The organism is Sphaerisporangium flaviroseum (assembly GCF_039537005.1).
Lineage (GTDB): Bacteria > Actinomycetota > Actinomycetes > Streptosporangiales > Streptosporangiaceae > Sphaerisporangium > Sphaerisporangium flaviroseum.
This window is the reverse complement of the sequence record NZ_BAAAZR010000001.1, coordinates 650,798-670,341: the sequence shown is the minus strand read 5'-3', so window position 1 is coordinate 670,341 and position 19,544 is coordinate 650,798. Positions and strand designations below refer to the sequence as shown.

At 68.2% G+C, this 19,544-nt stretch carries 12 protein-coding genes, 1 tRNA gene and 1 pseudogene; 6 read left to right on the top strand and 8 right to left on the bottom strand.

The features are described from left to right. Positions 1-184: 184 nt before the first annotated feature. Positions 185-379, bottom strand: a pseudogene (locus tag ABD810_RS03245) (IS256 family transposase); the annotation flags it as partial. Here ABD810_RS03245 and ABD810_RS03240 point away from each other — a divergent pair. Continuing rightward, positions 345-2,738 (top strand): RHS repeat-associated core domain-containing protein, encoded by a 2,394-nt coding sequence (locus tag ABD810_RS03240; RefSeq protein WP_425566842.1) that lies wholly within the window; start codon positions 345-347, stop codon positions 2,736-2,738. The pseudogene ABD810_RS03245 and the gene ABD810_RS03240 sit on opposite strands and share 35 nt — an antisense overlap. A gap of 96 nt (positions 2,739-2,834) precedes the next feature. After that, the gene (locus tag ABD810_RS03235; RefSeq protein ID WP_344933954.1) at positions 2,835-3,377 is read left to right on the top strand and encodes a hypothetical protein; all 543 of its coding nucleotides are present in this window, start codon (positions 2,835-2,837) and stop codon (positions 3,375-3,377) included. Between the two features lie 220 nt (positions 3,378-3,597). On the opposite strand, the gene ABD810_RS03230 is transcribed toward ABD810_RS03235, so the two are convergent. From ABD810_RS03230 to tmk, 5 genes are all read right to left on the bottom strand, one after another. Then, a tRNA-Thr gene (locus tag ABD810_RS03230) sits at positions 3,598-3,671 on the bottom strand. A 158-nt stretch (positions 3,672-3,829) separates the two neighbouring features. Next, positions 3,830-5,413 (bottom strand): alpha/beta hydrolase, encoded by a 1,584-nt coding sequence (locus tag ABD810_RS03225; RefSeq protein ID WP_344933952.1) that lies wholly within the window; start codon positions 5,411-5,413, stop codon positions 3,830-3,832. A gap of 85 nt (positions 5,414-5,498) precedes the next feature. Further along, positions 5,499-6,335 (bottom strand): PSP1 domain-containing protein, encoded by an 837-nt coding sequence (locus tag ABD810_RS03220; protein ID WP_344935389.1) that lies wholly within the window; start codon positions 6,333-6,335, stop codon positions 5,499-5,501. A gap of 630 nt (positions 6,336-6,965) precedes the next feature. Beyond that, positions 6,966-8,147 carry a DNA polymerase III subunit delta' gene (locus ABD810_RS03215; RefSeq protein WP_344933949.1) on the bottom strand — a complete coding sequence of 394 codons (1,182 nt, stop codon included), beginning with the start codon at positions 8,145-8,147 and terminating at the stop codon, positions 6,966-6,968. A 10-nt stretch (positions 8,148-8,157) separates the two neighbouring features. Then, positions 8,158-10,215 carry a dTMP kinase gene (gene tmk / locus ABD810_RS03210; RefSeq protein WP_344933946.1) on the bottom strand — a complete coding sequence of 686 codons (2,058 nt, stop codon included), beginning with the start codon at positions 10,213-10,215 and terminating at the stop codon, positions 8,158-8,160. Positions 10,216-10,673: 458 nt separating this feature from the next. Here tmk and efeU point away from each other — a divergent pair, with 458 nt between their 5' ends. From efeU to efeB, 3 genes are read left to right on the top strand one after another with little or no spacing between them, the layout of a single operon-like run. Further along, complete coding sequence (gene efeU / locus ABD810_RS03205; RefSeq protein WP_344933943.1) at positions 10,674-11,525, top strand: iron uptake transporter permease EfeU; 852 nt, start codon at positions 10,674-10,676, stop codon at positions 11,523-11,525. Between the two features lie 59 nt (positions 11,526-11,584). Further along, a complete protein-coding gene (gene efeO, locus ABD810_RS03200) occupies positions 11,585-12,724 on the top strand; it encodes an iron uptake system protein EfeO (protein ID WP_344933940.1) in 1,140 nt (379 codons plus the stop codon). Between the two features lie 34 nt (positions 12,725-12,758). Next, positions 12,759-14,009 (top strand): iron uptake transporter deferrochelatase/peroxidase subunit, encoded by a 1,251-nt coding sequence (gene efeB, locus ABD810_RS03195; RefSeq protein ID WP_344933937.1) that lies wholly within the window; start codon positions 12,759-12,761, stop codon positions 14,007-14,009. 221 nt (positions 14,010-14,230) lie between these two features. Here the strand turns inward: efeB and topA are convergent, their stop codons facing one another. Then, positions 14,231-16,888 (bottom strand): type I DNA topoisomerase, encoded by a 2,658-nt coding sequence (topA, locus tag ABD810_RS03190; protein WP_344933935.1) that lies wholly within the window; start codon positions 16,886-16,888, stop codon positions 14,231-14,233. Between the two features lie 238 nt (positions 16,889-17,126). Here topA and ABD810_RS03185 point away from each other — a divergent pair, with 238 nt between their 5' ends. Further along, on the top strand, positions 17,127-17,312 hold the full coding sequence (locus tag ABD810_RS03185; protein WP_262847182.1) for a DUF5703 family protein: 186 nt from the start codon (positions 17,127-17,129) through the stop codon (positions 17,310-17,312). A 369-nt stretch (positions 17,313-17,681) separates the two neighbouring features. Here the strand turns inward: ABD810_RS03185 and ABD810_RS03180 are convergent, their stop codons facing one another. After that, positions 17,682-19,433, bottom strand: coding sequence for a chaplin family protein (locus ABD810_RS03180; protein WP_344933931.1), 1,752 nt, complete (start codon positions 19,431-19,433; stop codon positions 17,682-17,684). Between the last annotated feature and the right edge of the window lie 111 nt (positions 19,434-19,544).

Sequence of the window (19,544 nt, the reverse complement as noted above, 5' to 3'; positions counted from 1 at the left end):
CACCGCGTAGGCGTCACGCTGGTGTCTTCGATGAGGTGACGGGACGCGAGCTTCAACTCGCGATGGGCGCTCTGCTACCCAGGATCAGTCCCGTCGCCGTCTACGATCACCGCTCCATGGTCTCCATTCCCGAGCTTTCACCTGAAGTGTGTAAAGATCGTGTCAGGTGATTGGAGAGTCCTCTTTACCTGATTTGTCCTGGATAGGCGGTGTCGAGCTCGTTGAGTGCTTCGCGCCATCCCATGGTGCGTTGCCCTTCGATGAGGCGTGCGGGCTGGTCGGATCGTTTGCCGGTCTTTTCCCGGCGGGCGGCGCGTTCGCGGGCGCGCTTGTCGTCGATATTGATGATGGCCAGCCAGAGCAGTTTGATCATCGTCTCGGCGCGCCTGCGGACAAGCCGAACATATGACGAGGGCAAACCTGACCCGAACACCAACTACCACCTGGTGACCACCACCACGGTGCAGCCGCTGGTGGTGGACGGCGCCGCCACCCCGGGTACCGCGGACGTCCGGACGACGAAGACCGGCTACAACCCGATCATGTCGGGGGACACCTCCGGCTGGGACCTGTTCAGCGCCACCACTCAGACCACGGTCATGCCCGGCGGCACCGATATCGTCCTGCGTACGCGCTACGACGCGGCAGGCCGCGAGATCGAACGCCGCATGCCCGCTTCCAGCGGCTCCGATGCCGGAACCGCCACCACCAGCTATTACACGGCCGGAGCCCACCCATCGGTATCCGCCTGTGGCAGCAAGCCGCAATGGGCTACCTTGCCCTGCCGTACCGCCCCGGCCGCCCAACCTGGTGGGCAGACCATCCCCACCACCACGATTACTTACGGCTACTACGGCCAACAGGCCACAATGCTGGAAACCTCAGGTGCGGCGACCCGCACCACCACTCTGACCTATGACGCCGCGGACCGTCCGATCACCCGAGCGATCGCCGTGAGCCCCGCTTCAGCAGGCGGGAGCGGGGTCCCCGACGTCACCTACGCCTACGGCGCATCCACAGGGCTCGCGACCACGACCACTGCGGGTGGAGCCACGATCACCACCGGCTACGACGCTCTGGGCCGCGTCACCACGTCCACCGACGCCGACGGTAATTCCTCGACCGTCACCTATGACGCCTACGGGCGGACTTCCAGCCTGAACGACGGCAAGGGCACCTACACGTATACCTACGACGGAACCGACGTATCCGGCCAGGTCGAACGCCGTGGCCTGGTCACGAGTGTCAACACCGGCACCCCAGGAATCTTCGGCGCCGCCTTCGATCCCGACGGCCAGCCGCGCGTCCAGAGTCTCCCCGGTGGACTCACAACCACCTGGAGGTACGACAGCGTCGGCAAAGCGACTCTCCTCACATACGCCAAGAGCGGCGTTACCTGGCTGGAGTTCACCGCGATCTCCGATAAGGACGGCCGCACCGTCGCACAATCCGGCCCAGGCGGCAGCAATCAGACGTACAGCTACGACAGCGCTGGACGGCTGACCTCCGTCGCGGACGTATACGCGGGAGCGCGCGTCACCCGCCAGTACGGCTTCAACCTGAACAGCGACCGCACCAGCCTGGCCAGTTATCCGGCCGCGGCCGGAGGCGCGTGCAGCACCAGCACCACGCCCACCGCCCAGACTGCCACCTACGACGCCGACGACCGCATCACCACGGCGGGCTACACCTACGACGCGTTCGGCCGTACCACAAGCGTTCCGGCCGCCCACGTCTCGGGCGGGGTCGACCTCGAGATCGGCTACCACGCCAACGACATGGTCGCCTCACTCACCCAGAACGAGCACACCCGCGAATTCACCCTGGACCCACTCGGCCGCATCCGCGCCATGACCAGCAGCGGCGGGATCGCATCCGGCACCATGACCAACCACTACGCCGCGACCGGGGATTCACCCGCATGGATCGCGGAAGCCGGCGGCACATGGACGCGTAACGTCTCGGGTGCAGCCGGGATGGCGGCCGTCCAGTCGAGCGACGGCACCATCACCCTCCAACTCGCCAACCTCCACGGCGATGTCATCGCCACTGCGAGCAGCAGTACGACCGTGACCGGAATCAGCTCGTACTTCGAACACACCGAATACGGTGCCCCACGTACCGGCAACATCACCAACCCGAGCAGATACGGCTGGCTCGGCACCCACCAACGCTCCATTGACTCGCTTGCCGGCCTCGTCCTCATGGGTGTCCGCCTCTACAACCCTCTCACCGGTCGCTTTCTACAGGTCGACCCGGTTGAAGGCGGCGGGGCGAACGGCTACGCGTATCCGACCGATCCTGTTAATATTTACGACCTAGACGGCCAACTGTGGCAGATCAGCCATAAGAAGCAGTGCGGAACCGATGGCTGTATCGATATCAATCGGCAGTGCACTTGGAACACCGGGCACTGCTCGCTAGTATGGTCAGCTCGATTCCACGGCAACCTGCGGCATGCCTACGCCGTCTACCTGCATATCCAGATAATCATCGACGGATACACTGTGATGAATCAGGACTATGGCCACGTCGAAGACGGGAACTACTGGTTCCACGGCCAGTGGGGCATTCCGAACAAAAAGGAGAAAGTGCGAGGCCGTTACTACAAGTACGGGATTCTTCCGCGCAATCTCACGCCCTGGAGCAGGATCGAGATAAAGCTTAGCGGTACCGCCATCATCGGCGCGCAACGGTGGAGCATTCACGGCTATGGAAGCTGGGGAAGGTGGAGCTGAGAGGGGCTCACTAGCTTTATGGCCCGGCCGTGGGTGCGGTCGATCCCTCGGGACGCGACTACACCCACGGCCTTCCTGCATGGTTGAGCGGCAGACTTGAAAGGGTTGCAGGCGCGCATGAACGTTGATCCTGACATGGAAGATTGGCTGGAGAGGCTGACCAGGGAAGGTATTGCGCCTCCCTTGAACAATTCACGGAAGATGGGAATACTCCATTCGATATTCCATGAGCATGGCCCTGTCGGTACCGACGAAGCAGCAGAGATCCTTTTGGACGCCATGGGGCGGGCTGTCGAGGCCCTTGTCACGGTGAGCAAGGACATGAGCCCGCACACACGGGCTATGGCACGGATCACGGTAGGGCTTGATTCCGGATTTCCGTACCTGAAGTACGTCGATGGTTGGCGTCACGGGGACGATCTTGTGTTCGATTCCGGCGATGCGGGTACGCTGGCGCAGGTCGCGGACACCGTGCAGGAGTTTCTGATGGAGCGGGAACATCATGTTTGGCCCGTCTGTACAGCGCATCACGTCGGTCTGCATTCTCAGATCAGCGGAGCGGATGCCGTGTGGTACTGCAAAACGGGGGGACATGTCTGGCGGATCGGTCGCCTACTTACGGACCAGCCGGATCCTTGAGATCGGCTCAGTGGTAGCTCATCGGGTCGTAGGCGGCCATGTCATCCGCGAGCGTCCGCACGCCGTACCGACTGAGCATGCGCTGGAGAGCAGGTGCTCGGCCACCGCTGGCTCTACGAGCCCCGGGGGGGCTTGCTGCCCCTCCCCTGTCAAAGACGCCTGTCGTCCAAAGACCCCCCGGAGATGATCTCCAGGGGGTCTTTGCAGGTCAGAGCTGCTGAGCCGCCTAAGGGAATCGAACCCTTGACCTACGCATTACGAGTGCGTCGCTCTGGCCGACTGAGCTAAGGCGGCACGCTGCGCGGTGATGCCGCAGCGTGTGGAAGTCTACAGGTTTCCGGCCGTTCTCGCGCCCGCCGGTGGCTCGTCGGAGATCAGGACCGGGTGGGCAGGTCGTGCCTCGTGGGCAGGTCTGGTTCAAGTCGGCCGGCATGCCGAGCGTTGCGGGCAGGTCAGGTCACCTTTGGGCAGAGGGTGCCGTTGCTGGGGGCGGTCAGGGAGATCACGTAGCGGTCGACCGCCTGGTCTATGCAGGTGGAGCCGGTGCGGTAGGCCGTGTGGCCGTCACCGTCGTAGCTGAGGAGGACGCCGGAGGACAGCTGCGTGGCCAGCGCCTTCGCCCATTCGTACGGCGTCGCCGGGTCGCGCTGGGTGCCGACGACCAGGATCGGGGGTGCCCCCGCGGCCTTCAGGGGCTTGTCGGTCCCCGTCGGCTTGACCGGCCAGTATTCGCACGGCAGTGACCCCCACATCACGTACGACCCGAACAGCGGGGACTCCTTCTGTGCCGCCCGCGCCGCCTCCTCGTACGCCGAGATCTTGTGGGGATAGGGATGGTCGACACAGTTGACGGCCATGTTGGCCTCGGTCTGGTTGGAGTAGGTGCCGTTCTGGTCGCGATCGACCAGGATGTCGGCGAGCTTCAGCAGCGTGGTGCCGTCACCCCGGAAGGCCTGTCCGAGGGCGGCCCGGAGCACCGGCCACGAGCGCTTGTCGTAGAGGGCCGTGACGATGCCGAGTGTCGTCCAGGACTCGTCGATCTTCCGCCCGTCGCCGGTGTTGTTACGCAGCGGATGCTGGTCGGCCGCCTTCAGCAGGTTCGCCAGCTGGGACTGAGCCATGTCGGTGTTCCGGCCGGCGAACGGGCACGAGGACTCCTTGAAGCAGTCGGCGAGGAAGGAGCGGAACGCCACCTCGAAGCCGCGTGCCTGAGCCGCGTTGACCGAGGGCACCGGTGGGAGCGAGGGGTCGATGGCCCCGTCCAGCACCATGGCCCGGATCTTCTTGGGGAACAGGTCGGCGTAGACCGCGCCCAGGTAGGTGCCGTACGACTTGCCGAGGTAGGTCAGGCCCTGGTCACCGAGGGCCGCCCGCAGGACGTCCATGTCGCGGGCGGCGTCGGCCGTGCCGACGTGCGGGAGGAGCTTGGCCGACCTGGCCTCGCACCCCTCCGCGAAATCCTTGGCGCCCTTGGCCAGCGCGGCGACCTCGGCGGAGCTGTCAGGGGTGCCGTCCAGGCCGATGAACTTGTCGAGCTCGGGGCCGGAGAGGCAGCGGACGGGCGAGGACTGGCCGACGCCTCGCGGATCGAAGCCCACGGTGTCGAACCGGGAGAGGACCGCGGGGCTGAGCACGGTCTTGGCCGCCCGGGCGTATGCGATGCCGGAGCCGCCCGGACCTCCCGGGTTGAGCAGGATGGACCCCACCCGCTGGGCACCAGTCGCAGGGAGCCGGACGACGCTGATCTGGATGCGCTCGCCGCCGGGGTTGGCGTAGTCGAGCGGGACGGCCAGCCGGCCGCACTGGAAGTTGTCCTTACAGGGCGTCCACTGGATCTTCTGCGTGTAGAACGGCGCCAGCGCCGCGGAGGGAGCCTTGGTGGCGGCCTCACCGGCCTGGGTGGCGGCCGGGGGATCAGCCGGCCGCGATCCGTCTGTTGAATGGTCCGCGTCTCCTGTGGCGGAACACGCCGAGGCGATCAGCGTCGCCGCGAGAAGAGCGGTAGCCGTACGGCTAGCGCCGGAAAAGCGCATCATGCGCCGACCCCTGTCCCCCGTTGTAGTACGCCTGCCGGTTGATCAACCGCGCGGCGCTTTGGTTGTACCCCGCCCAACTGGGCTCTCACTCCTCGACGGATTCCAGCCCGCCGTACTTCTCATCGTGCTGTTTGCGCGGTGCGCACACGCTCGCTCGCGAGCAGGCGCACCTGCGTCCCCCGTCGTTCAGCCGCACGACGACCGAGTCGGAGGGCACGTTGTGCCCGACCACGGTGCCCGCGCCCTCCGGGGTGTCCACCGCGACCCCCACGCGCGGCGCCGACGCCCGGAACTCCTGGTATAACGGGTGCTCGTACTTAAGGCAGCACATCAGACGCCCGCAGGCACCCGCGATGCGCAGCGGATTGACCGGAAGGTCCTGGTCCTTTGCCATGCGGACCGACACCGGCTCGAAGTCCTTGAGGAACGTCGCGCAGCAGAGGTCACGGCCGCAGGGGCCGATGCCGCCCTGGAGCCGCGCCTCGTCGCGCGGCCCGATCTGCCGTAACTCGACCCTGGCGCGCAGGTTACGCGCGAGGTCTCGTACGAGCGCGCGGAAGTCGACCCGGTGCGGAGCGGAGAAGTAGACCGTGTAGATGTTGTCGGCGTCGAGGTAGTCGACGCCGACGATCTTCATGGGCAGCTCGTGCCTCTTGATCAGGCGCTTGGACACGCTGCGGGCCTCGGCGCGGCGCCGGCGGTTCCCCTCGTCACGCCCCAGGTGCTCCTCGCCGGCGATACCCGCGCAGACCGGCAGGCCGTCGATGTCCTCGCTCACCCACTGCGGCGCCCACACGCACTCGGCCACCTCGGCTCCGGCGTCCGTCGGCACCAGAACCTTGTCGCCGACCTTTGGACTGTGGCCGCCTGGGTCGAGGTAGTACAACCTGCCGTAGCGAGTAAAGCTCACGGCCATGATCATGCCCATGGAACCCCTCCGCTTCCTCGCCGGTACGGCCCACGCTGACGCGCCCGGGCCCCACATTACGCGCAGACCGGTTCTGGAGGGCAATACCGGCCCGGCGTGGCTGGCACTTGAGCGATACGGACGTCCCGGCGGTCCCTGGCCACCGCGAGGGGAGTCTGGGGCTCGGGCGGCACGAAGGGACACCGAGAAGGGGGAGGTCCCCCGCTCGGGCAGCGCGAAAGGGGCACCGCGAGGGGGTCCGGGGCTCGGGCGGCGTGAACGGACACTGCGGGTGGCGTGAAGGGACACCGCGAAAAGGGCGTCCCGACTGGTCGGTGATCGATCGGGCGCACAGGTTTGTGCCGTAGGTGTGTTGGCTTAGTGGTGGTCCAACGTGTGACGGCCCACCCGGCATGCATTTGACGGGGCAAGGGGAGGCTTCCCACCCAGGTGGTGACATCTCCTTCGGGAGCGGCAAGATAGTGAGCACGCAGACGGCGACGCTTGTCCATCCCTCGAAGCGGTTGAGGGATGTCACAACCCGGGTGGGAAGCCACGTCTAGCCCGATCAAACGCTTGCCGGGTGGGACATCAATAAGTCTGGATCAACCACCCAGCCTTAGCGCAAACCCCCGCAACACAGCGTCACAGCCGTGGACGCCACAACGAGATCGTCATCGCCTCGACCGCGATCTGCGGGTTCACATTCGCGGCCAGCCGCTCACGACACAGCATGATCGCGTCGATGCGCCGCAAAGTGTCCTCAGGGCTGCTCGATCGCGCCAGCGCCGCAAGGTCGGCCCTGCGGTCGTCGCTGGACAGCTCGACCTGGGCTCCGAACTGCACGGCCAGCACATCACGGTAGAAAGCGACCAAGTCGAGCAGCGCCACGTCGAGCGAGTCGCGCTTGATGCGGGTCGCCCGCGACTTCTGCCGGTCCTCCAGCTCCTTCATCGCGCCCGCGCCGCCACGGACCAGCCCCTTGTTGAGCCCCTTGCCCGTCGACCCCTCGCCGTAGATCTTGCGCAGTTCGCTGGTCTCCGCGTCGTTGAGGTGGCTGGTCGCGTCCTGGGCATCTTCCGAGGAGGTCTTGACCAGGCGCTCGGCCGCGTCGACGCACTCGCCCACGCCGGTCAGCGAGCGCGGCAGCGACAGGACGGCCTCCCGCCGGCGCCGCACCTCCTCGTCCAGCGCGAGCCGCCGCGCCCGCTCGACGTGCCCCTGAGTGGCCCGTGCGGCGAACTCGGCCATCTCGGCGGGCACGTCGTCACGGGTGGCCAGCATGTGGGCGATCGCCGCCGTGGAGGGCGTGCGGAGCGTGACGACCCGGCACCGGGACCTGATGGTGATCACCATGTCGTCCGGAGACGGCGCGCACAGCAGCCAGACCGTGCGAGGCGGCGGCTCCTCGATGGCCTTGAGCAGGGCGTTGGCGGCTGCCTCCGTGGCGCGGTCGGCGTCCTCGAACAGCATGACGCGCCACCGCCCGAGAGTGGGCGCGCCCGAGGCCCGCAGCACCAGCTCACGTGTCTGCTTGACGCTGTACGACAGCCCCTGCGGCCGTACGGTCTCGACGTCGGGATGGGAGCCGACGCTGACCTGGTGGCACATGTCGCAGTGGCCGCAGCCCTGGTCGGGGCAGAGGAGGGCGGCGGCGAAGGCCTGGGCCGCCTCGGACCGTCCTGACCCGGGCGGGCCGGTGAACAGCCATGCGTGGGTCATGCCCGCGCCCCGCCCTCCGGCGATGGCCTCGGCACCGGCCGCCGCGGCGCGCTGGAGCACGGCCGCGGCATGCTCCTGGCCCACCAGGTCGTCGAAGACTGTCACGCTCGCCAGGTTAGTCGCGGATGGCGGGCATCGTGCCCGTGATGGCCTCGGTCTCCTGCGGGACCGGGTCGGGGAGGATCTCGCGGATGCGATCTTGGATCAGCAGGGAGATCTGCTCCTGCGGCTGAGTGCCGTCCACGACGAGGTAGCGGTCGGGGTCGGCGGCGGCCAGCGCCCGGAACTCGCGGCGGACCCGCTCGTGGAATTCGAGCGGCTCCGACTCGATGCGGTCGGCCGGCGAGCCCAGCCGGGCGAGCCCGACCGACGGCGGCACGTCGATCAGCACGGTCAGGTCGGGAACCAGCCCGCCGGTCGCCCAGGAGTTCACCTTGGCGACGTCCTGCGCCTCCAGCTCGCGGCCGGCGCCCTGGTAGGCGAGCGAGGAGTCGACATAGCGGTCGCAGGTGACCATCGCTCCGCGTTCGAGCGCCGGCCGGATGACCTTCTCGACATGCTCGGCGCGGTCGGCGGCGTACAGCAGGGTCTCCGAGCGCGCGGACAGCCCCTGGTGCGCCGAGTCGAGCAGGATCGCCCGGAGCCGCATGCCGACCTTGGTGGAACCCGGCTCACGGGTCTGCACGACATCGAAGCCCTGGTCACGCAGCCAGATGGCGATCAGCCGCGACTGGGTGGTCTTGCCGGACCCCTCGCCTCCCTCGAAGGCGATGAACATGCCACGTGACTGGTCGGCGGTCTCCGGGACGAAGCGCTCGCCCCGCAGGGCCGCCATCAGGTCGGATCCGATGGGCACGTCACGCCGGTCGTCCATGTGCCGCAGCGAGAGCAGGCCGACGACGACCGCGACCAGCGCCCCGATCAGCATGACGAGGTTGGGGCCGTCGAAGCGGTAGGCCACCCCGGCGCCGATGGAGAGGCGGTGCTCGCCGAACAGGCCGGCGAGGGCGGGGGCGACGGCGACGACCAGCAGAAGGGTGACCCGGGCCAGCGACTGGAGGAAGGAGAACGTACGGCCACGGAGGCCGTCCTCGACCTCCAGCCCGATCAGCGTGTATCCGATGATCCAGGCGATGCCCGCGCACGCGCCGAGCACGACGACCAGCATGACCACGATCACCAGGTTGTGGATGAGCGCGGTCGCGGCGAGCACGCCGCCGGCGGTGACGATCGCCAGCCCGAACAGGCGCCGCCGCGACAGCTCGCGCAGCAGGCGCGGGCCGAAGAAGATGCCGAGGGCCATGCCGATGAAGACCGCGGCGAAGACCATGCCGTACGCGGCGTCCCCACCGCCGAGCGCCACGACGTACACCTTGGCGACACCGATGACCGCGCCACCCGCGGCGAACGCCCCCAGCATCCCGATGACGAGCCCGCGCACCATGCGGTTGCCGCCGACGAAGCGCCACCCGTCCATGATCTGCCGCAGCATCGACGGCGTGGAGACCCTGGTGTGGTCCTTGGGGATGCTCTTAAGCGTGAAGATCAGGAACGCGGAGACGAGGTACGCGACGGCGTTGATCGTCAGCGCCGGGAGCGCGGGCTCCAACGCGAGGTTCGGGACGGCCTTGCCGACCACCTCGACGGTCACCGACAGTACGGCGAACAGCGCGGCGGCGACCGGTGCCGTGCCGTAGGTCACCAGCAGGTTGAGCTGGTTGGCCTCCTCCAGCCGCTCCTTGGGAACGAGGTTGGGCACGGTCGCGTCCTTGGCCGGAACCCAGAAGAGGTTCACGCACTCCACGAGGAACGTCGCGATGATGATCCACTGGTAGCTGGCGACCAGCGGGATCGACAGGACGAGCGCGAACCGCAGCAGGTCGCTGAAGAACATGGTCAGGCGCCGGTCGAACCGGTCGGCGAACGCACCGGCGAGGGGCCCGAGCAGGATCGCGGGCAGCATCTTGACGACGAAGACGCCGCCGATTGCGAGGCTCTGCGCCTGGTACCCCGAACCGCGGGTGAGGTAGGCCGCGAAGGCGGTGATCGCGATGATGTTCAGCCAGTCGCCCAGGCTGCAGACCGCCATGGCCGTCCACAGCCGGCGGAATGGCGCGTTCGCCAGCACGTGAGGGGGTTTACGACGCGCGGCGGACCGGCCGGAGGTGGTCATGATGTCAGCGTATCCAGGTGCTCGCTGGGCTGGGGCGGATCGAAGGCAGGACGAATGTGCCTGCCCGCTCCTCTCCCGAGCGTATTACCTCCCTGACATCCCTCGCAGGGAACATGCAGCGAAAGGTCGGAATGATCCCATATTGGAAGGTGCCGAGGCATCACTCGCGGTGACCCGTGGACCCCCCGGGCCCCGCCCGTGGCGACAGATGGAGCGCCCGGGTCGTCACTCCAAGGCAAGCGCCCCTTGCCTGGGGACAACGAACACTCACCGGCCGGCGAGCCCTGCGGAACGGGTCGCCGCGGAAGGCGGCGAACCCCCCGTCGCTCAGGCGCCGGACGGTTTCCCCGAGACGAAATCCGGAAACGTGGTACCGACCTCAAGTCACACCCTTGCCAAGGCTAAGGTAATCCTGTCCTAATTTAGGCGAGGCTAAGCAACTGTCAGGGGAGACCACAGTGTTCGCCAGCTATCTCATCGGTCTGCGCGAGGGCCTTGAGGCGACCCTTGTCGTGTCCATCCTTGTCGCCTTCCTCGTCAAGAGCGATCGCCGGGACAGGCTGCCCCTCGTCTGGGGCGGCGTCGGCGCCGCCGTGGCCTTGTCCATCGGGTTCGGCGCACTGCTCACCTTCACTGCCGCCCAGCTCGATTCCCGCCAGCACGAGCTGTTCGACGCGATCACCTCCATCGCCGCCACCGTGTTCGTCACCTTCATGATCTTCTGGATGCGGACGGCGGCCCGGCGCCTGTCGGGCGACCTTCGGGTCAAGCTGAGCGAGGCGCTGAACCTCGGCGCGGGCGCCGTGGTCGTGATGGCCTTCCTCGCCGTCGCCCGCGAGGGCCTGGAGACCGCGCTGCTCTTCTTCGCCGCCGCCCAGGGCGCCACCAGCAGCGCCTCCCCGCTCATCGGGATCAGCCTGGGCCTGCTCACCGCCGTCGTGCTCGGCTGGGGCCTGTACGCCAGCGCGCTGCGCATCAACCTCGGCAAGTTCTTCACCTGGACCGGCCTGCTGTTGATCCTGGTCGCCGCGGGCATCTTCAAATACGGCGTCCACGACCTCATCGAGGCGGGCGTGGTGAGCGTGCTGACCGCTCCGGCCTTCGACCTGACCGGCGCTCTGCCCCCGGACGCCTGGTACACCACCCTGCTCAGCGGCATCCTGAACTTCACTCCGCAGCCCACCATCCTCGAGACCATCGCCTGGGCCGCCTACCTCGTGCCCGTGCTGGTCCTGTTCCTCATGCCGTCCCGCAAGACGCCCGGAGCCTCCCCCACGCAGGCCACGACCGCGGCGTCCGCCTCCTCCTGAGCCCCCTTCTCGTGAGCACCTCTTACCTCGGTCAACATGACCGTCTGAACTGGAGAACCATGCGTACCCCCCTTGCTCTCACCGCCGGCGCGCTGGCCTTGGCCGCACTCACCGCGTGCTCGTCGACGAGCGGTGGAGGCGGCGACACGGCCGCACAGGCCGGCAAGCCCGGGAAGATCGCCGTCGCCGCCTCGGACACCGAGTGCAAGGTGTCCACGGCCGCCCTGCCCGCCGGGACCTCGACGTTCGAGGTGACCAACGGCGGCAGCAAGGTCACCGAGTTCTACGTGTACGCCGCCGGGGACCGCGTGATGGGCGAGGTGGAGAACATCGTCCCCGGCCTCACCCGTCAGGTCATCGTCGAGCTCCCCGCGGGCGTGTACGAGACGGCCTGCAAGCCCGGCATGATCGGCAAGGGCATCCGCAACCCGCTGAAGGTCACCGGCGCCTCCGTACCGCTCAGCGACGACGTCAAGCTCGCCAAGGCGGCCTCCGACTACCAGCGGTACGTGAAGAGCCAGAGCGACGCGCTGCTCACCAAGACCCAGGAGTTCGTGGACGCCGTCAAGGCGGAGGACATCGAGAAGGCCAAGTCGCTGTTCCCGATCGCCCGCACCTACTGGGAACGCATCGAGCCCGTCGCGGAGACCTTCGGCGACCTCGACCCCGCCATCGACGCCCGCGAGGGTGACGTGGCCAAGGGCGAGGAGTGGACCGGCTTCCACAAGATCGAGAAGGACCTGTGGATCACCAAGGACGTCAGCAAGGACGGCCCCCTGGCCGACAAGCTGATGGCCGACGTGAAGAAGATCGTCGAGAAGGCGAACTCGGAGAAGCTCTCCCCGCTCAAGCTCGCGAACGGCGCCAAGGAGCTCCTCGACGAGGTCGCCACGGGCAAGATCACCGGCGAGGAGGACCGCTACTCGCACACCGACCTGTGGGACTTCGCCGCCAACCTGGAGGGCTCGCAGGCGGCGGTCTCCGCCCTGCGTCCCGTCCTCGACGAGCGCGCTCCCGACCTCGCGAAGACCCTCGACGAGAAGTTCACCGTGGCGGAGGACACCCTCGGCAAGCACCGGGCGGGCGACGGCTGGAAGCTCCACACCGAGCTGTCCAAGGCCGACCTCAAGGAACTGTCCGACGCCATCAACGCTCTGGCCGAGCCGATCAGCAAGGTCGCCGCGGTGGTGGCCAGTTGACCAGGCCCGGGACACGCCCTGACGAGGAGGCGAAGTGACGCAGATCAACCGCCGCAAGCTGTTCGGGCTCGGAGCGGCGAGCGTGGCGGCCGTTGGGGCCGGGGCCATCGCCACCAACGCCCTGATGGAGGGCACGCAGCCCGCCGCCGCGGCCTCCACCTCCGATCCCCTGCCCTTCTACGGCGAGCACCAGGCCGGCATCGTCACCCCGGCGCAGGACCGCCTGCACTTCGTCAGCTTCGACGTGATCACCAAGAAGCGAGACGAACTGATCGACATGCTCCAGGAATGGACCGCGTCCGCCGCTCGGATGACCCAGGGCAAGGACTCCGGGACGTTCGGCGCGGTCGGCGGCGCGATCGAGGCCCCGCCGGACGACACCGGGGAGGCCCTCGGCCTGCCCGCCTCCGGGCTGACCATCACGATCGGCTTCGGGCCCTCGCTGTTCGACGACCGCTTCGGGCTCGCCGCCAAGAAGCCCGGCGCCCTGGCCGACCTGCCGAAGTTCCCCGGCGAGGACCTGCTGCCGGAGATCTCCGGGGGTGACATCTGCGTCCAGGCCTGCGCCCACGACCCGCAGGTCGCCGTGCACGCGGTGCGGAACCTGGCCCGCATCGGCTTCGGCAAGGTGTCGGTCCGCTGGTCCCAGCTCGGCTTCGGCCGTACGTCGTCCACCTCCCGCGCCCAGTCCACCGCCCGCAACCTGATGGGCTTCAAGGACGGCACCAACAACCTGAAGCTCGAAGACGCCTCCATGCTCAAGCAGCAGCTCTGGGTCGCCCCCGGGGACGGGCCCGCGTGGATGAGCGGCGGCAGCTACATGGTCACGCGTAAGATCCGGATGAACATCGAGACCTGGGACCGGACCTCGCTGTCCGAGCAGCAGCAGATCTTCGGCAGGGACAAGGGCGAGGGCGCGCCGCTCGGCAAGAAGCACGAGTTCGACGAGCTCGACTTCGCCGCCAAGAACCCGGACGGCACCCCGGTCATCGCGATCGACGCCCACGTACGGCTCGCGCACCCCTCGACGCATGGGAACGCCCACCTGCTCCGGCGGGGCTACAACTACGTGGACGGCTCGGACGGGCTCGGACGGCTCGACGCCGGGCTGTTCTTCATCGCCTACCAGCGGGACCCGCGCAAGCAGTTCGTCCCGGTCCAGATGGAACTGAGCCGTAAGGACCCGCTGAACGAGTACATCAAGCATGTCTCCAGCGGCCTGTTCGCCTGCCCGCCCGGACTCCGCGACGCCGGCGACTACTGGGGCCGCACCCTCTTCGCCTGACCGCCCTTTCCGCCGTAGCCGGTGGCCACGGCAGAATACAGGCGTCAGAGCTCCGCGCCGCCGTAGCCGGTGGTCCTCCCGGCCACGGCGGAGTACATGCGTCAGAACTTCGCGCCGCCGTAGCCGGTGGTGGTCCTCCCGGCCACGGCGGAGTACATGCGTCAGAACTTCGCGCCGCCGTAGCCGGTGGTGGTTCTACCGGCCACGGCGGCGCGAGGTCGTCACTTGGCGCCGGCCTTGGCCCCCGCCTTGGCGCGCGGGCGCTTCGGCGCCGGGCCACGCGCCCGCCGCTCGGCCAGAAGCTCGGCGGCGCGCTCGATCGTGATCTGCTCGACGGAGTCTTCCTTGCGCAGCGACGCGTTGGTCTCGCCGTCGGTCACGTACGGCCCGAAACGGCCCTCCTTGACCACGACCGGCTGCTTGGAGACCGGGTCCGCCCCGAGCTCGCGCAACGGCGGCGCGGCGGCCGCACGGCCCCTCCCGCGCTGCTTGGGCTGCGCGAACAGCTCCTTGGCCTTCTCGATGGTGACCGTGAACAGCTCCTCCTCGGAGGCCAGCGAGCGCGAGTCCGTCCCCTTCTTGATGTAAGGGCCGAACCTGCCGTTCTGCGCGGTCACCTCCTCGCCGTCGAGCCGGCCCAGCACGCGGGGCAGGGACAGCAGCTTGAGAGCGTCCTCCAGCGTGACGGTGTCCAGCGACATCGACTTCAGCAGCGAGCTCGTACGGGCCTTGGCCAAATCCTTCTTGGTCTTCTTCTTGACCTCGACCGGAGCTTCCTCCTCCGGCAGGATCTCGGTGACGTACGGCCCGAAACGGCCGGTCTTGGCCACGATCCTGTGACCGGTGGCCGGATCGGTTCCGAGCTCACGCTCGCCGCTCGGCTGGCTGAACAGCTCCTCGGCCTTCTCGGCCGTGAGCTCGTCGGGCGCGAGGTCCTCGGGGACGTTGACGCGGGCGCCGTCGCGATCGAGGTACGGGCCGTACCGGCCGACCCGGATCATGATGTCGGTGTCCTTGATCGAGAACGAGCTGATCTCTTTCGCGTCGATCTCGCCGAGGTCGCTGACCAGCTCCTTCAGGCCGTCGTCGCCCTGGTCGCCGTAGTAGAAGCGGCGCAGCTCGGGCACGCGCTCGGCCCGGGCGTTGGCGATGTCGTCGAGGACCTTCTCCATCTCGGCGGTGAAGTCGTAGTCGACGAGGTTGCCGAAGTGCTGTTCGAGCAGGTTGACCACGGCGAACGCCAGGAAGGACGGCACTAGCGCCGTGCCCTTCTTGAAGACGTAACCCCGGTCGAGGATCGTGCCGATGATCGACGCGTACGTCGACGGGCGGCCGATCTCGCGGTCTTCCAGCTCCTTCACCAGCGACGCCTCGGTGAAACGGGCCGGCGGGCGCGTGGCGTGGGCCTCGGCGGCGAGCGCGAGCGCCGTCAGCGGGTCGCCCTGCCGCACGTTGGGCAGGCGGCTCACCGAGTCGTCGCGGTCGGTCGAGGGATCGTCCGCTCCCTCGACGTAGGCCTTGAGGAAGCCGTAGAAGGTGATCGTGCGGCCCGACGCGCTGAACTCGACGCGCTCTCCGGTGCTGGAGGTGCCGCCGATGCGCACGCTGACGGCCTCGCCGACGGCGTCCTTCATCTGGGATGCCACCGTGCGCTGCCAGATCAGCTCGTACAGCCGGAACAGGTCGGAGGTGAGCCCGGTCTCTCCTGGCGTGCGGAACTCGTCCCCAGAGGGCCTGATGGCCTCGTGGGCTTCCTGGGCGTTCTTGACCTTGCTCTGGTAGACCCGCGGCTTGTCCGGGACGTACTGAGGGCCGTACAGCCGCACGGCCTGGTTCCTGGCGGCGGTCAGCGCCGTTTCCGACAGCGTGGTGCTGTCGGTACGCATATAGGTGATGTAGCCGTTCTCATAGAGCTTCTGGGCGACCTGCATCGTGTACTTCGCGGAGAAGCCGAGCTTGCGGCTCGCCTCCTGCTGCAGGGTGGTGGTCCGGAAGGGCGCGTACGGCTTGCGCGTGTACGGCTTGCTCTCGACCGAAGTGACCGAGTACGAGCAGCTCTCCAGACGCTGCGCCAGGGCGCCGGCCGCCTGCTCGTCGAGGTGGAGGACGTCCGGGCTCTTGAGCGCGCCGGTGCTGGCGAAGTCGCGGCCCTGGGCGACCTTGCGGCCGTCCACGCCGGTCAGCGTCGCGTTGAAGCTCCGCGGGTCCTCGTCGCGGCCGACGTCGAAGAGCGCCTGCAGGTCCCAGTAGGCGGCGGAGGTGAAGGCGATGCGCTCGCGCTCGCGCTCCACGACCAGCCTGGTGGCCACGGACTGCACGCGGCCGGCCGACAGACGGGGCTTGACCTTCTTCCACAGGACCGGGCTGACCTCGTAGCCGTAGAGCCGGTCGAGGATGCGCCTGGTCTCCTGGGCGTCGACCAGGCGGAGGTTCAGGGCACGGGGATTCGACACCGCGTCCTGGATGGCCTGCGGCGTGATCTCGTGGAACACCATGCGGTGCACCGGGACCTTGGGCTTCAGCACCTCCTGGAGATGCCAGGCGATCGCCTCGCCCTCGCGGTCCTCGTCAGTGGCGAGATAGAGCTCGTCGGCGTCCTTGAGCAGCTGCTTGAGCTTGGACACCTGTGACTTCTTGTCCGGGTTGACGACGTAGAGCGGCTCGAACTCGTTGTCCACGTTGACCCCAAGCCGGGCCCATGCCTCGCCCTTGTACTTCTCGGGGATGTCGTCAGCCTTTTCGGGCAAATCCCTAATATGGCCGATGCTGGACTCCACGATGTAGCCGCGCCCGAGGTACCCGGCGATCGTCTTCGCCTTCGCAGGCGACTCGACGATCACCAGGCGGGTTCCGCCGGCGTTGCCGTTGTTGGCTGGCACGCTGCTTCCTACCTCGCTGTTCGCTGTCGTTCTCCTGCCGACCAGTGTGGGCGCCGTTGGCGGCGCTCCGACTGATCCGTCACAGGCATGAAGGTAACCCGTCGCCGGGATCTTCCCCGTCGGACTACCCGGTCACTTACCGGTGTTCCACCTACCTGGACCCGATACCCATGAGGACGCAGAATAGAGCCCATAGAGTGCCAGCGTCCCCTTGCACACCCTTCGGAGACTAACCGCTGTGCTCGAGTACTCCTATTTGGACCTGTATCTCCCGCGCGGGACCTCGCGGGAAACCGCCCGCAGGGTTCTTACTGAGCATGCCGAATACGGACATTGGGAGCTGGACCTCCTGCGGCTGTATCCCGATGGCCGTCGGTACGTACGGCTGCGCCGCAAGATCCTACGAGTCGCCAGCACACTGTAATCCCCGCCCACCCAACTGTAACCCCCCCGGACATGGCTTTGCCCGCTCCGGGCCGCGCCCCCGGAACGGGCAAAGCTTCTGTGCTCCGCCGTGCGAGTAAAGCTCAGCGGTCCCAGCACCGCGGCCGTCCTCGCAACGGCGAAGCGTCTATGACTCCGCCGCAGGATGCGACGAAGGGTCTACAACTCCGCCGTAACCTCCCGGCGAAGGGTCTCTCGGCCTCCGCCGCACGATCACGACGAAGTTCTCGCGGCTCCACCGCACGATCACGGCGAAGGTCTCACGGGCTCCACCGCACGATCACGGCGGAGGGGTCACGGACTCCACCGCGCGATCACGGCGGAGGGGTCTACCGGTCGTGCGCAAAGGTCACTTCCGGCGGAGGCGAAGGCGGCGGGTGCCGGCGAACAGCGTGGCCGAGGCCGTGAACAGCGCGCCGACGAGCAGGGCGGCCAGCGCACCGGCGTTCATGCCCGTGACCCCCAGCGGCTGCTCCGCGCTCATGAGACCCACGGCGCCGATCGGCAGGCTGTCGGTCATCTGGCTGTTGACGACACCGCCGACCGGAGTGTTCTTGACGGTCCCGCCGAGCCGGTCGAGCGGGCCGGCGGAAGGCTGCTGGGCACCGGCGGAGTCGCCAGGCACGGGAAGCGCCGGAAGACCGATCGCCTTCTGCGGCCCGCCGGGGGGCGAAGCCGCCTGACCCGGCTGGTGGGTGAGGTCGCCCGCCTCACGCCGCCCGGGCAGCGCGGGGACCAGCGGCATTTCCGGCACCAGGCCCAGGCTCGACGCCCTGGTGGGAACCCGGCCCGAGCTGCGCGCCCAGTGGCCGTACCCGTGCTGCCCGCCGCCCCCGACGTGCGCGCCTCCGAGGCACCCCGCGGCGGCGTCGCCCAGCACGGCGACCGCGTTGCCGCAAGCGTTGATCGGAGCCGTAATGGGGACGACGACCTGGTTGCCACCGAGGACGCTGTAGCGCCCGTCCGTCCGGTTTCCGCCCGCTCCACGACCACCGCCGCCCTTCACCGAGGCACCCCCGCGGCAGCCCGCGAAGGCTCCCCCGATCACGGCGACGGCGTTGCCGCAGACGTTGATGGGAGCGGTGATCGGCGCGACGACCTGGTTTCCGCCGAGCACCGAGGAACGCCCGGAGGTGCGGTTGCCACCCGCGCCGCCGCCACGACCGGCCGGCGGGGCGCTGATGCCGCCAGGGCAGCCGGCGTGGGCGTTGCCGACGGCGTTGCCACAGGCCTGGATCGGCAGGTTGATCGGGGCGACGACCTGATTCCCGCTGCCCGCGCCGAACCGGCCGTCGGTGTCGTTGCCACCCGCTCCGAAGCCGGGGCGCGGGGCGTTCCCGCGGTAACCGTTGCCACCGTTACCGCGCTTGACGATGGCACCGCCACGGCACCCCGAGAACGCCTCACCGATGAGGGCGACGGAGTTTCCGCAGATGTTGATCGGTGCGGTGATGGGGGCGACGACCTGGTTGCCGCCGAGCACCGAGGAACGCCCGGAGGTGCGGTTGCCACCCGCGCCGCCACCGCCGCCTGGGTTCTTCACGGACGCGCCACCACGGCAGCCCGCGGTCGCCTCGCCGAAGATCGCCACCGCGTTCCCGCACAGGTTGATGGGCGCGGTGATCGGCGCGACGACCTGGTTTCCGCCGAGGACGCTGTGGCGCCCGTCGGTACGGTTACCACCGGCGCCACCACCACCCCCGCCTGGGTTCTTCACGGACGCGCCACCGCGGCAGCCGGCGTCGGAACGCCCGACCAGCGAGACGGCGTTGCCGCAGGCGTTGATGGGTGCGGTGATCGGGACGTTGACCTGGTTGCCGCCCAGAACACTGTTGCGTCCTGACGTGCCGCCCTGGATGCCTCCGTTGCCGCCACCGCCCTGGACGGACGAGCCGCCCCGCGACGAGGCCGAGGCCTCGCCGACGACGCCGACGGCGTTGCCGCTGATGTCGACGGGAACAGTGATCGGCAGGTTCACCTGGTTGCCGCCGCCCACCGAACCGCTGCCGGAGGTGTCGGCCACGGCCGTACCGCTACCGAGAGTAATGACGCCTACCGCCAGAAGTGCGGCGGGAGCGGAGCCCTTCGCCCACGTACGCATAACAGATTGCTCCTTGGATCCTTGGGGGGAGTTCCTGACAGACCGCGAAGAGCACAGGGCTGTGCCACATGAGAGACCGCACAGACCGCACAGTGGCGCCCGAGGCCATCG